Here is a 15,065-nt window from a genome sequence, read left to right on the forward strand (position 1 = left end):
GTATACTGCTTCTTAAAGAAGCAGTATACTTACTGTTGCTTCTGACATCCATTGAAGATCGGATGCAACCATTGAAATCGATTGATGACCTCATCGTTATATTCAGGACAAGCCCCCCGGCTCTGTGTCACAAACCCACTCAGGGTCGCTGCAAATTCCAATACTTCCTCCAGCTGGACACCTTCCTGCATCTGAAACCTCTTTGTTAAGAAAGCTGCCAAAAACGAATCACCACTTCCGATGGTATCTTCTACCTGAACTTTCAAGGCTGGAAAATGATAACTGATATTATCTTTTTTATAATGATACACCGCTCCATCTGCACCATAGGTTACAATTGCCTCCTGAATTGCAAAACGCGCCATGATCAAGTCTACACGCTGTTGATCGGTATAGGCTTCCGTAGCGCCATTCCATTCGGAAATAATATGCAGCTCCTCGGCATTCATTTTCACAAAATCAGCATATGCCAACAGTGTATGTATTTTTTCCGGACCAAAATAAGGTGTACGCAGGTTGACATCCATCACCCGAAAGCGGGCCTTTTCAAGCAATAACAGTAAGCTTTGAAAGCTTACTTCATCCCGACAGGCCAGACTGCCATATACCAAAAAGTCCACCGTGGCAACAGCATCCAGAACAACATTGTCCACCGCTATTCTATCCCAAGCAACCGGATAAACGATATCGTAATGCACGTCACGTTTGGCATCGATCGAAACCTCTACGGTTGAGGTCGGCAACAACTCATCGTACTGGAAGAAATCGGTCGGGATACCCAGATCCTCACATACCTTCCGTAGTTCATAACCATTTTCATCACGCCCTATACGTGTTAGCATACGCGTAGTAACACCCAGTTTATTGAGGTGATAAGCCACATTCAAAGGTGCACCGCCTAATTTTTTACCTGTAGGAAGATTATCCCAAAGAACCTCGCCAAAACAAATCCCCTGTATTGATTTATCTCCATTTTTCATATTTTCTCCTTTCTATACAAAGCTTTGGCTGAGTGCCAAAACCACGTAACAAATTGATTATTTTAGTTCCCTTTACGTTCAATGTTGACAATAGACACACACGACTCGTTATCACATTGTCACTCGCCCATCAGCCTAATCCAGCTAAAGACTAATGTAGATTGATGGTATGTCCGAGATCTTCCAATGATTTCCCTTTTGTCTCCGGCATAAACTTGAGCACATAAACAAGTTGCAGCACCATAAATAGGGCGAAGATCAAGAAGGTACCGCCGCCGCCGAGCATTTCTGTCAAGGCAGGAAAACAAAACGTGATAATTGCCGCCATGACCCAATGGGTCAGGCTGCCAAATGTCTGTCCTTTGGCACGTACATCGTTCGGAAAAATTTCCGAAATAAACACCCAGATCACCGCACCTTGCGAGAATGCGAAAAAGGCAATAAAACTCATCAGATAGATGGTGATCGCAAACCCCGTGGTCTGGTTGGTATAAAAAGCATGGGAAACAAGTGCCAATGAAATAATCAGGCCGATCGAGCCTACCAACATTAACTTTCTTCTGCCAACCTTATCGATAAAATTAATCGCCAGCAACGTAAAAATAAAATTGACAACCCCTATACCCACTGTCGAAAGCAATGAACTTTGTGATCCCAAGCCTGCCATTTCAAATACACGGGGCGCATAATATATAATGGCGTTGATACCTGAAACTTGATTGAACAGCGCAAAACAAAAAGCCAATAAAATAGGTTTGGCATTTTCGCGAACGAAGAGCTTGCCTTCTCCTCTGGAATTGTTTTTAGACTCCTGAATTTTTGAAATCTCAAGCTCGTAACCATCCGAATTAATTTTTTTCATAATCCGTGTTGCTTCAGCTAAATTCCCCCGGTGGAGGAGCAACCATCTTGGACTTTCCGGGACGAGGAAAATCAGACAGAAAAATAACAACGACGGAAAACACTGCACCCCCAGCATCCAGCGCCAGGATTCTTCGCCAACCTGACCAATAAAATAGTTGGACAGATAGGCAATCAAAATGCCCAATACAACATTAAACTGAAAAAGCCCAACCAACTTACCCCGGGATGCTGCCGGGGAGATTTCCGATATATAAATGGGTGCAGTTACTGAAGAAACACCAACACCTATACCGCCCAGAAAACGGAATAGAATAAATATTGTCCAGTCATTTGCCAGCGCGCTGCCAATCGCTGAAATAAAGTAAAGAGCAGCAACAGCAAATAGGGTGTTTTTGCGGCCCAATTTATCAGAAGGCAATGCACCTAATGCTGCGCCGACAACCGTTCCGATCAATGCAATGGCCATGGTCAATCCATGCTGAAACTCACTTAAATGCCAGTGTTCCTGCACGGCCTTTTCTGCTCCTGAAATAACCGCCGTATCAAATCCAAATAAAAATCCGCCTAAAGCCACTACAAAGGACCAAGCTAGTACCGTGTTTTTGTTCATGTGATGATCTATAATTGATTAATCCAAATTTAACCCTGGTTTCATCTTAACTTAAATTTGAGCCTCGCAAAAACATTTATTTATGTAACATTTTTTAAAAAACGTTAAAACACTGAAAACCTGAACCTTACCCTATCGTTACTTTTTAAAACTTTCACTTTTTAAACAGAAAATTTAGAAAATGATACATTTTTGAAAGTTTCCATATCAGTGTAAAGAATACACTAACAAAGACGGGGTTAGCCTAAAAAAACTAAATAATGTATATTCGGATATTGAAGGGAAAAAAATCATGGGAAAATATTTCATTTATGGTGGCATATTGATCCTGCTTCTTTTTTGTGGATGTCAACCAATGATCCAGAAGAAAAAGCGGATTATTGCTTTTTCACAGTGTATCGGAAATGATGCCTGGCGACAAACCATGCTCGAAGAAATGAAAAGGGAACTTTCCTTCAATCCTGATATTGACTTTCTTTATCGAGATGCCCATGGCGACAATAATGTCCAGATTAATCAAATTCGGGAATTAGTCAAACAGGATATCGATCTTCTGATTGTATCGCCAAATGAGGCCGAGCCCCTTACCCCTATAGTAGATTCGGTATTTCAACGCAATATACCCGTCATCGTAACTGACCGTAAGACATCCTCAGGCCAATATAATGCCTATGTGGGGGCAGACAATCTTGCCATAGGAAAACTGGCGGGCCAGTATAGCCGCACCATTTTACAAAACAATGGTTCGATCGGCCTGGTTACTGGATTATCGGGTACATCCGCCTCCATAGAACGTGAAAAAGGCTTTATGCAGCAAATTGGAGATGCTAAAGGGATTCGAACGAGCGGAATCATTCACGGCGGATGGGAAAAAAACAAAGCTTATTTGGAAACGCGTAAGCATATAGACCAAATGATCCAGAGTGATATCATCTTCACCTTCAATGATCAGATGGCCATGGGGGTAAAAAAAGCATTGGACGAAGCCCAGATCAAAAAGGACATTAAGATAATCGGTGTTGATGCCCTTCCTGGTCCCGGAAATGGCCTTGAACAGATCATACAGGGCAAAATGTTCGCTTCTATACTCTACCCCACTGGCGGAGCCGAAGCCATTCGAACGGCCTTGGCTATCATCAACCACCAAAACTACCGACGCGAGAATATACTCGCAACCTCTGTCATCGATAAAACCAACGCGGAGTTGCTTGCCCTGCAGTCGGATAAAATAAAACAACAGCAGCTCGATATTGACAAAAGACAGGAGTTCATTACGGAACAGAATAAAATTTACCAAAGCCAAAAGTCCGTTCTTAATGTATTGGTCGTTAGCTTGGTGCTAGCTGTTGTCTTTGGGGGAATTTCTATTATCGTGATCAGAAGCAACTGGGAAAAGAACAAACATCTGGAAATCCAGAATAGCGAGATTCTTGCGCAACAAAAACAGATCGTCGAAATGAACAGTCAAATTCAGCAAGCGGCAGAAATCAAAAATAATTTCTTCACCAATATCTCGCATGAATTCAAAACTCCACTGACGCTAATCATTGCACCTATCGAAGACCTTCAACTACGGACAGATCTGACCGAAGGGGTAAAAGAACAATTGTCACGCATTAGGCGAAATGCAAAAAAACTACAACGTTTGGTCAGCGACCTCATTGATATCCACCGTATCAGTAAATCGAAGATTAAACTGCATGCTGGCCTTGTTCAGATTGACACTTTTATTCAACAGATAATAGCTAGTTTCAGACCGCTATTTAAGAAAAATAGGATCTCGATCAGTTATGTCAATAAAACGCGCTTGAAAGAAGTCTGGATGGACGAATACCTGATGGAACAAGTCTTATCCAATCTATTATCCAACGCGATAAAACACACGGCGGCGAGCGGCCGAATCGAAATTATATTGGAGGAAAACAATTTTAAGGACTATTTCTATCTACGCGTGATGGATAATGGGTTGGGGATTGCCCCTAGCGATATTGAGCATATTTTTGATCCTTTTTATCAGGGCGCAAGTAGTCGTGATGGTTCCGGAATCGGCCTGGCCTACAGCAAACAGATTGTCGAACTGCATCATGGCCAAATCACGGTTAGCAGCAAAACTGGTCACGGCTCAATCTTTACCCTTCGCTTGCCCATTGGAAATAATCATTATGAACCTGCCGAACTCGTTAAATTCGATAACGCAGAAAAGTCACCGATGCAGCAACAGGATATACTGGACACTACACGAACGGTGAAAGACAACAATCTTTCTTTTCGGTCCAACACGTCAAAAAGCATTATGGTGGTCGAAGACGATGATGAAATCAGAGATTATCTTCGTTCGCTATTGGAGGGGGAATACAATCTGTTTCTAGCAAAAGATGTCCAACAAGCCAATAACATGATGAAGACTCATTTTCCAGATTTAGTCATTACGGATATCATGCTTCCTGATGGTAGCGGTATGGATATTCTAAAAGATATCAAAGCATTTTATCAGACCGCACATATTCCCGTTATTTTACTGAGTGCACTTGCCAATGAGGAAACTATGATGGAGGGAAATAAATTGATGGCCGATGACTATATTACTAAACCATTCCATGCTGAATTACTTCGGATACGCATTTCAAACATCCTCCAGTCACGTCATCAGCTTAAAGAAAAATACAGCAGCAATGTGGAACAGTTTGATAACGCACAAGCTGAGCAAGTCAATGATAACGACAAACGCTTTCTGAATAACTTAGCTGCGATTGTCGAATCCAAGCTATCAGACCAGCGACTGAGTGTCGACGGTATTGCCGGCGACCTCCATCTATCCCGCGTGCAGCTCTACCGCAAAGTCAAACATTTACTCGACTGCAGTGTCAATGAATATATTATTGAGCGAAGATTGAAGAAAGCGAAGAGCCTAATCGCTGAGGGGCTAACCATAAACGAAATATTTAGCAGTGTCGGCTTTTCCTCGGCATCTTATTTCGCTTCGGCCTTTAAAAGGAAATATGGTCAATCCCCAAGCGCTTTCAAAAAAGAACTCGACAAAAAATAGCAAATCATTGCGTAGAAACGTACAACAACGATCCAGTTGCTTTTCATATAATAAACGCGTTTGACTTTCAGTCTAAAAGTTTCGTATCATTGTTTAACATATTGCCTACTTGTTTGCTTGCTTGCTTGCTTGTTTGCTTGCTTGCTTGCTTGCTTGCTTGCTTGCTTGCTTATTTCTAAAATATAGATTTAGAAAAAAACAGTGTTACTCTGCTATTCCCCAATTTCGATTTGCTTTATCTCCCATCACTATCTCCAATGAGCCTCCTTTCAATAGGTCCGAATGGCTCAACTTCGCAACATTCAGCTCTTTTCCATTCAATTTGGCCGACTGAATGTATTTGTTTCTTGCTGATGCATTTTTGCCGATAATAACAAAAGACTTACCATTTGGAAGCTGTATGCTGACCTTCTGGAAAAATGGAGATCCAATGCTGTAGGACGTCAAACCTGGCGTAACCGGATAGAAGCCCATTTGCGAAAAGACGACAAAAGCTGACATTCCACCACCGTCTTCATCTCCCGGTACCCCCATTAAATCGTTTCTAAACCATTCACCGATAAGCTTGCGGATCCTTTTCTGTGTCATCCAAGGTTGTCCGGCATAATTATAGAGATAAGGAATATGCAAAGCCGGCTCGTTTGCCATGGAAAATTGTCCGACATTTCCCGTGTGATCTGGAAGCTGTGCATAAAAGTCAAACTTTGAACGCCCCAAAGGCTGCTGGAACATCTCATCAAGGTACTTGACAAAAGATTCGTTCCCACCCATCAGTTTGATCAGATCTGGAATATTATGCTGCACATCCCAGCGGTAGATCCAGGCATTGTTTTCACCGTAATATTCCCGTGCTCCCTGTCCGCCAGAAAATACATAGTCAAAAGGCATGATAAAATTTCCCTTGTCATCTTTAGGATGAAAAAACTTGGTCTGCTCATTGAAAAGATTTCTATAGTTGAAAGACTGTTTCATAAAAAGCTCATAGTCATCCTGTATACCCAATTCTTGAGCAAGCTGTGCCAAACACCATAAGTCGTAAGAGGTTCCCAAGGTGACAGCGACAGGCTGTCTCCGTTCAAAACCGTTTACTTCTGGTATGGTCTCTTTTTCACCCGGGTACAACGCCGGGATATATCCTTTCTCTTTAAAAAAATGGTCTAATTTACCTGCGGGCTTACCCGACCAGGGGGCCAATGTTTTTTCGGTAATCGCACCTTTAGCAGCCAGATAAGCTTTCTTAATATCAAAATTACGCACTCCTTTGCGGTAAGCGTCCAACAAAGTGGCTACGCCATGATTGGAATTCATCCGCCTACTATCGCCCGTAATCTCAGGAAAAGTGGGCAACCAAGGCTGTTCCATTTGCTCCGACATTCGGACAAAAGAATGCAGGATCATGGATTCTGTGCCCGGATCCAATAATACTCGCAAAGGATGATGTGCCCGATACGAGTCCCAAATCCAGTCATCGGTAAAAAAAGGTTTGCCCTCATCCTGATGTACCTTCCCGTCAAACGCACTGTAATAACGACCATCTTCAGAAATATTGACAGGGCGTTCGTAGCTGCGGTATAAAGACGTATAAAACACATGCTTATTGGATTCATTGCCGTCTTCCACAGCAATTTTACCTAAGGCATCGTTCCATATTTTACGCCCTTTATCAGCAAGCTTCTGCTGATCAAAATCGCTGATTTCACGCTTTAGATTGGCTTTTGCTTGTGCGACATCAATAAATGAAACACCATATTTCATGCGCAAGCTAGTGCCGGCCTGACTAAATTCCAATATCACACACGAATTCTTACCGGCAGCTTCTGTTGCATTTTCAAGTTGTTGGCCCTGCAGTCGCTTCACCGCAACAGGATTGGACTCGGGAATAGCATAAATATACACACGGGTACCATTTCCAATATCCTGTGTACCCGAAAGTCCCTCGCCATCCCATTGAAGTTTTCCCTGCTGCGAGTTGAACTGAAGGTATTTTGTCGAGGTGTAGGGAAAAGTAAAGGTATAAAGTCCAGACTGGTGCGACAGCGCATAGTCTACCTGAATTTGCTCTTGATCCAAGAACACGGAATAGGCATACGGATGGATTTCCTCTTGATCGTAACTGTACAATTGTACCGGTTTCAAACTATCCGGCAATTTAACCATTGCACTGAGGTTGAAAGCCGATTTACCACGATGGCTGGTGACGATCAGCGGCAAACCATATAGGCGGTCTGACGTATAGTCTCCTCGCTCGGGATAAATACGCAGCAGGCTGTTAGGCAGATGAATGGTCGGATAGGTCGGCACCAATAAATGGCTGATATTTCCCATGTATGGATTGACATAGTCCACATAGTCTTTCGTCATTTTACCTTGAGAAAAACCTTTTAGCATACTGAACGAAAGAAAAGAACAGCAACATATTGTACGTAACAAGGTATTGGTTTTACGTTTTATATTTTTCGTTAACATTTTAAACAATTGAATATTTGATGGTTTAAGAGCAAAACAGTGTTCCGCCCATAAAGTTAATTGTTTTTTGCTAACATAGCATCTCCGCTTCAGCGATTATTTAAGACCTAATAACAAGCGCGTATCTTGACCTTTGAAATTTTGTAAGATTTTAAATCTGAAAGGTGGGTATCAAAACAGAATTTTTATTGTAATCTATTGAATAAACTATGTAAAATTCAGCCAACCGATACAAATAAATGCTTATTTAATAATTTATTCGAAAAATTGAAAGTGAATTTTATTTTAGTTTTATTCAACCTAATTTTGATATCAATACAAACTAAAGACCAATTTGTTATGAATATAAACCCTCCTAAACATGTCAGTTGTTTTAACCGTCATTGTTGATGTCACGGATAAAAACTTAAAAAGGCGGCTTTTTTGTGCTAATCAAAAAAATATGATCGCTAAGGTGTATTAAAGGCGTCAAATCACTCCAAACTAATGGTCACTACATTGATTATAACTAAGTAAAAAATACCGATACAGCTTGTCCTTATATAATTAAATCAGTATAATTGAAAAAAGTAAGTTCCTTTAAAAGCTGTGGCTTGGAGGAACTCAGCTTCACACTTCAAATGTCATGAAAAACGATAAATATGCATCTCACAATGACGAAAGCCTATTGATTGGGCTGAGAGAAGGCGATTTAGCGGCTTTCAACATTTTATATCATAAGTATTGGTCAGTACTGTTAGATGAATCGTATAAAAGGCTTGAAGACCTAGCTTCCTGTGAGGAAATTGTACAAGACATATTTATCGACCTTTGGAAACACTGCTCTAATAGAGAAATCCACAATGTGGAAGCCTACCTTTTCACCTGCATGAAATACAAAGTCTTCGAAACATATAAAAAAAATAGACGAAGAACAGTACTTATTGAAGAAAATCCCTCATACTACCAAAGACAAGATGGTACCGAGGGAGACCTGTACGACGAAAAGGATCTAAAATCTTTGATTGAACAATGGGTAGCCAATCTTCCGCAAAAAAGAAAAGAAATCTTTAAAATGCGGTATCTCGACGGACTCACCACAAAAGAAATCAGCGATCTAACGGAAACCTCCCAAAATACAGTCCAAAATCATCTCGGTGTGTCAATACACAAACTAAAGAAACTTGTTATGCAGCATTTTCTGACACTTCTTTTAATTTTATTCAACTGTAAATAAGCAATTTACAAACAAACCAAGATTTGCACTAGTACATATTACCCCCTCAGGGACACTATTGTAGTGAACATTGTACTCATCTTATGCAATATCCTAACCAAGAGCTTGAAAAGCTCATTGACAAATACTTAAAGGGCGAAGCCAATTCGCAAGAGATCGACACCGTAGAGCGCTTTTTCGATTCATTCTCATCACGGCCGAGTCTTCTCAAAACACTTCCTGAAGAAGTGCAGCACGCCTTAAAAAATCGTATTCATAGCGGTATCATGGCTAGATTACCGGTTAGAAAGAAACGCTCTTTCAGTTTATCTCAAATTGCCGCCGCCGCTGCCGTCTTGTGTATTGCATTTGCTGGTGTATATTTATACAAAACAAAAACGCCCAACAATCAAGAGGTCACCCTATCGAATGGACAACAGCGTCAAATTGTATTACAAGATGGAACAAAAGTTACACTCAATGCTTCAAGCAAAATAATATATCCTACTTCATTCAAAGACTCAAGCACACGCGAAGTGACTTTAATCGGGGAAGCATTTTTCGATGTCACAAAAGATCCTGCTAAACCTTTCCTTATTCATACACCGAGAATGGAAATCAGTGTCTTGGGGACTGCCTTCAATGTACGTGATTATGCGGAAGAAAATGATGCCGAAACAGCTTTAGTGCGTGGTAAGGTATCGATTTGGAAAACAGGAGCCAACGCCCGGAAATTCATTTTAAAACCTAAACAAAAATTTGTTATCACAAAAACAGCTGAATCCAGAGAGGCATCTTCCTCCAGCGTCCATAAATCTGTAGCGACTCCTATCTCCATAGCTATCCAGCCATTCGCTATTGCTGAAAATGATGGGTCTGCTCTAGAAACTGAATGGTTATTAAACCGTATGACAATCCAAGATGAAAGATTACTTGATATCGCATTGAAACTAGAACGCATGTACGGGGTGGAGATTAAAATTACAAATCAAGCAATTGCCAGCAAACGCTACTCAGCGACATTCGAAAACGAACAACTCGAAAATATTCTTAAAGCATTACAAACTGTCAACTACTTTCAAATTAAGAAAACGGGGAAAAATCAATTAGAACTATTTTAAAAATATCAACCTATATAACTCACATGATCAAAACAAAACCCAAATTTAGAAAAGAGTCGCGATTAGCGCTACTGCTTGTTTGCCTAAGCACCCTGCATGTACAAAGCTTTGCCTATTCTCAAACTGAAAAAATCGATGTTTCCATCCAGGGCGGAAAGCTTGAAGATGTTTTTCAAACCATCAACGCGAAGAGCAAATACAAAATGTTCTTTAGCAAATCGATCTTACCTGACGCCAAGGTCAATATTGTTGGAAAGAAAATCAGTGTGAAAGATATTCTTTCCCAATCGCTTGCCGGAAGCAACTTAACATGGGAACTATTGGACAACAATATTATCGCTGTAAAAGAAAAACAACAAAATCAACGACAAATAGCAGGACAGGTAGTCAACGAAAATGGAACGCCATTAGCAGGTGTCTCTGTGATCATTAAAGACTGGCAAAAAGCAGAATACCGCACCATCCAAACGAGTACAGCGACCGATGTTAATGGACAATGGGGACTGCGTATTCCGAATGACGACGTTATTATTACTTTTTCTTTTATAGGGTATCAAAAGGTCGAAATTCCAGCAAAACAGCTTATTGCGAGTCCTACACCCATCAAACTTAAGCCTGAAGAAGGTAGTTTGGAAGAAGTCGTTGTAATTGGCTATGGCACAACAACACGCCGACTGAATACCGGCTCGGTCGCCTCAATCACAGCGAAAGATATTACTTCGCAACCGGTAAGTAATCCACTGGCTGCCCTATCCGGAAGATTGTCCGGGGTATTAATCGCTCAAAACAACGGTATACCCGGAAGTGCCGTTCAGATTCAAATCAGAAATCAGGCTTCATTAAACGGTACGACCTCTGGATCCATTCCGCTGTACGTTATTGACGGGGTTCCATTTACCAACTTTAACGGCGGACAACCTGCTACGGATAACCTCAATTCCTTTGGGATATCAGCTTCTTCGGGGGGATTAAGTCCGTTCAGTATGATTAACCCGGCGGATATCGAGCGAATCGATGTGCTGAAAGATGCAGATGCCACCGCGATCTACGGTAGTCGGGGCGCCAATGGTGTGGTCTTGATTACGACAAAAAAGGGTTCTGCAGGCCGCACCCGTATTGGTGTCAACTTCAATACTGGATTTACTGAGGTCAACCGCTTTATCCCCATGTTAAACTTAGAACAATATCTGACCTTAAGAAAAGAGGCTTTCGCCAATGCTGGCGTGACACCTACTGCCGACAATGCGCCAGATCTTATGTTATGGGATCAAAACAAATCGACGGATTGGCAGAAAATGCTGATTGGAAATAAAGGCCATATCACCGACGTTCAAGCGAATATGTCTGGCGGAAACGAGTCCACACGGTTTTTCTTCAACTCGGGATATAGACGCGAAAGTACCGTATTTTATGGAGACAGTAAAAATAGCCGCTTTTCCTCCCGCCTAAATTTGGATCACACCTCTTCCGATAAAAAGTTTAATGCCGCTTTATCGGTTAGCTATGCCAATGATAATTCGGATATGCCTTCGTCGGATGTGACATCACTCTACAATCTGGCACCGAATTACCCCATTTATGGCGACAATGGAAAATACTACTGGTTACCATCAACGACATTTATTGATAATCCGATCGCCTTGCTCGAACGGAAATACTTTGGCAATACCAATAACCTGATCTCCAATGCCAACTTGAGTTATAAAATCATACCAGGGTTAACGGCAAAAGCAAATTTTGGTTACACCATCACCCAATTGAACCAAAATAATCAACGCCCAATCACGTCCTTAAATAATACCGTCACTAACCCGCTTGGTGCTTCCAGCTTTTCCAATACAAAGGCCGAAAATTGGATTATTGAGCCGACACTGGATTATGTGAAAAATGTGGGTGAAGGTAGATTGACGGCATTGATCGGAACAAGCTTTCAACAGAACTCATCACGCTCACAGACCACCAATGGTTCCAATTATTCAAACGATGCTCTTTTAGGTTCGCTTGGAGCCGCAGGACAATTTACAGCAAGTAACAACCTTGTTTATTATAAGTACAATGCAGTATTCGGAAAAGTAAATTACGACTGGAAAGAGAAATATTTGTTTAATGGAACTTTCAGAAGGGACGGTTCATCTCGCTTCGGCCCTAAAAATAGATTCGGAAATTTCGGCGCAATTGGATTAGGTTGGGTTTTTGGAAAAGAGGACTTTGTACAGGATAACCTGCCATTTTTAAGCTTTGGTAAGTTGAGGGCAAGTTATGGAACAACTGGTAACGACCAGATTTCAAATTACCTGTACCTCCCGCTATACTCATCAGTAACGCCCTACCTTAACAATCCTTCCATGAACGTGGGATCGCTTCCGAATGAATACATTAAATGGGAAACGACCAAAAAACTGGAATTTGCAATCGATCTGGGCTTCTTAAAAGATCGAATTTTGTTTACAGGAAACTTTTTCAGGAATCGCTCTTCCGACCAAATCACCGATTTAGTTTTGAGCACCCAAACAGGTTACAATAGTTACAAAGAAAACTTACCCGCTTTGATCCAAAATACAGGTTTGGAATTGGAACTAAATACCACCAATGTAACCAATGAAAATTTTACATGGAAAACATCGGCAAACTTCACATTTTATAAAAACAAACTTGTCGAATTTCCTGGAATTGAAAACACCTTCTACGCAAGTAGTTTCTTGGTGGGTGAGCCCCTCAATATGATCCGTTTGTACCACTATCAAGGTGTCGACCCGGCAACAGGAAGAGCAATCTTTGAGGATCGTGACGGCGATGGAGCTATGACTGCTAATGACCTATATGTTGCTGACTTAGGTACGCCATTCTATGGTGGATTTAACAATACCTTTTCTTACAAAGGCTTTGAACTTGGCGTATTCTTTCAATTTAATCACCGGTTTGGCTTAACCAAAATCCTCAATTCAAGACCTGGGGCTTTGGTCAATCAAAACGATTACTGGCTGGACCGATGGACACCAACGAACACCAACGCAAACATCCCAGGTGCCATTATTCCAACAATACCTGGCGTATCGAATGATGGGGCTGAATTAAGCAAATCTTACAACCAGTATACCAGTTCTGATGCTGTATATGGGGATGCTTCCTATCTAAAATTAAGGTCGGTCAATTTATCGTACAACTTACCGAAAAGCTGGACTTCCAAACTAAAAATGTCCAATTGCAATGTCTTTATGCAAGGTCAAAACCTCTTTACCTGGGCCAAAAACAAATATGTTTTGGATACCGAAACAACCGTTCAAGGTGGGCCTCCGGGTTTAGGAACTGGAACGATTGCTCAAGTACTGCCACCATTGCGTACGATTGTATTTGGATTTAACTGTCAATTTTAAAACTAGAAACCATGAAATTAAACATCAATAACAATATATTTTTATCCGCCATCACCAGTGCAACGCTGCTTGTCAGCTCCTGTTCAAAATTCGTGGAGTTGGGTGCTCCTCCAAATCAAGTGCTAGCGGGTGAAGCGTTCGCTACGGATGCTTCTGCAAATAGCGTGATCAGGGGGTTGTATACCACAACATTAAGCATTAATCTTCCCGGTACCTCAACTTTCTATACCGGGTTGGCAGCCGACGATCTTCAGTACAATTCGGCCGACCCCAATACTTCCGAATTCGCGAGTAATAATCTGCTGAATACAAATGGTCATGTTGCCAACTTTTGGTACAATACCTATCAGCTTATCAAAAATGCGAATAACGCGATATCCGGTCTCGAAGCATCCACTTCCCTTGCCCCAAGTGTAAAGGATCAACTCTTGGGAGAAGCAAAATTTTTTAGAGCTTATGCCTATTTCTATCTCGTCAATCTGTATGGTGATGTGCCGTTACAGTTGCGCGATGACCTGCATGCATTTGAAGACGCCGCACTTCCACGGACGCCCGCACAGCAAGTTTATGATCAGATTATTGCAGATCTTAAAGATGCGGAGAGCAAAATGGCTCCAACCTATGATGCTACTGCCAGTCCACGAGGACGCGCCAATAAGGCTGCCGCCAGCGCTTTACTGGCCAGAGTATACCTTTACCAAAAAGATTATCAAAATGCGGAATCTTATGCAACTAAAGTTTTGCAGTCAACTGACTACGGTATGCCTACACCTGATAAAAACTTTGTAAACTCGAGCAATGAGGTTATTCTCCAACTTGGAAATCAGACTGGAGTGACCACATTCGGTGCCAATTATATAACGACAGCTACAGTGACACCGGGATACACACTGCCAGATGCTGTATACAACAGTTTTGAGACCTTGCCTACACCTGATTTAAGAAAGACCAATTGGACAAGTTCAAAGACGGTATCCAATAAAACCTATTATGCCATAACCAAATATAAAGCGTCCTCAGGCGCAGGATCCGAATATCACATTATGCTACGTTTAGCTGAACAATATCTTATCCGTGCGGAAGCGAGGGCCAAGCTCGGAAAATTAACAGAGGCAAGAACGGATGTAGATGCCGTACGCAGTCGTGCGGGACTTGCGGGACTTAACACAAGCTTAAACCAAACCCAATTATTGTCTGCTATAGAGACCGAACGCCTCCATGAATTTTTTGGTGAGTTTGGCCATCGTTGGCTTGATCTCAAACGCACCGATCGCGCTAACGCTGTACTGGCTCCAATCAAATCAAACTGGCAAGCGACGGATGTCTTATTTCCAATCCCACAAGCTCAGATTTTAATCAATAGAAGCTTGACACAAAATCCAGGATACGAAAATTAAGGAACTTAAAAA

General features: G+C 41.6%; 8 protein-coding genes. 5 read left to right on the forward strand and 3 right to left on the reverse strand.

Annotated features, from left to right (window positions below; all coding sequences use genetic code 11):
• Positions 1-29: 29 nt before the first annotated feature.
• Together B2W36_RS05360 and B2W36_RS05365 are read right to left on the reverse strand one after the other, a co-directional pair.
• On the reverse strand, positions 30-980 hold the full coding sequence (locus B2W36_RS05360) for a carbohydrate kinase family protein (protein ID WP_293886670.1): 951 nt from the start codon (positions 978-980) through the stop codon (positions 30-32).
• Positions 981-1,131: 151 nt separating this feature from the next.
• Positions 1,132-2,454 (reverse strand): sugar porter family MFS transporter, encoded by a 1,323-nt coding sequence (locus B2W36_RS05365; RefSeq protein WP_293886672.1) that lies wholly within the window; start codon positions 2,452-2,454, stop codon positions 1,132-1,134.
• Between the two features lie 292 nt (positions 2,455-2,746).
• On the opposite strand from B2W36_RS05365, the gene B2W36_RS05370 reads away from it, so the two are divergent.
• Positions 2,747-5,500 carry a hybrid sensor histidine kinase/response regulator transcription factor gene (locus B2W36_RS05370; protein WP_293886673.1) on the forward strand — a complete coding sequence of 918 codons (2,754 nt, stop codon included), beginning with the start codon at positions 2,747-2,749 and terminating at the stop codon, positions 5,498-5,500.
• Positions 5,501-5,704: 204 nt separating this feature from the next.
• On the opposite strand, the gene B2W36_RS05375 is transcribed toward B2W36_RS05370, so the two are convergent.
• Positions 5,705-7,966, reverse strand: a complete 2,262-nt coding sequence (locus B2W36_RS05375) for a GH92 family glycosyl hydrolase (RefSeq protein ID WP_293886674.1) — start codon at positions 7,964-7,966, stop codon at positions 5,705-5,707.
• A 625-nt stretch (positions 7,967-8,591) separates the two neighbouring features.
• On the opposite strand from B2W36_RS05375, the gene B2W36_RS05380 reads away from it, so the two are divergent.
• From B2W36_RS05380 to B2W36_RS05395, 4 genes are all read left to right on the forward strand, one after another.
• A complete protein-coding gene (locus B2W36_RS05380; RefSeq protein WP_293886675.1) occupies positions 8,592-9,182 on the forward strand; it encodes an RNA polymerase sigma factor in 591 nt (196 codons plus the stop codon).
• An 83-nt stretch (positions 9,183-9,265) separates the two neighbouring features.
• The gene (locus B2W36_RS05385) at positions 9,266-10,282 is read left to right on the forward strand and encodes a FecR family protein (RefSeq protein ID WP_293886676.1); all 1,017 of its coding nucleotides are present in this window, start codon (positions 9,266-9,268) and stop codon (positions 10,280-10,282) included.
• 23 nt (positions 10,283-10,305) lie between these two features.
• Complete coding sequence (locus B2W36_RS05390; RefSeq protein ID WP_293886678.1) at positions 10,306-13,656, forward strand: SusC/RagA family TonB-linked outer membrane protein; 3,351 nt, start codon at positions 10,306-10,308, stop codon at positions 13,654-13,656.
• An 11-nt stretch (positions 13,657-13,667) separates the two neighbouring features.
• Positions 13,668-15,053, forward strand: coding sequence for a RagB/SusD family nutrient uptake outer membrane protein (locus B2W36_RS05395; protein ID WP_293886679.1), 1,386 nt, complete (start codon positions 13,668-13,670; stop codon positions 15,051-15,053).
• The last annotated feature ends 12 nt before the right edge of the window (positions 15,054-15,065 follow it).

This window comes from Sphingobacterium sp. UBA3549 (genome assembly GCF_002376635.1).
Taxonomy (GTDB): Bacteria; Bacteroidota; Bacteroidia; order Sphingobacteriales; family Sphingobacteriaceae; genus Sphingobacterium.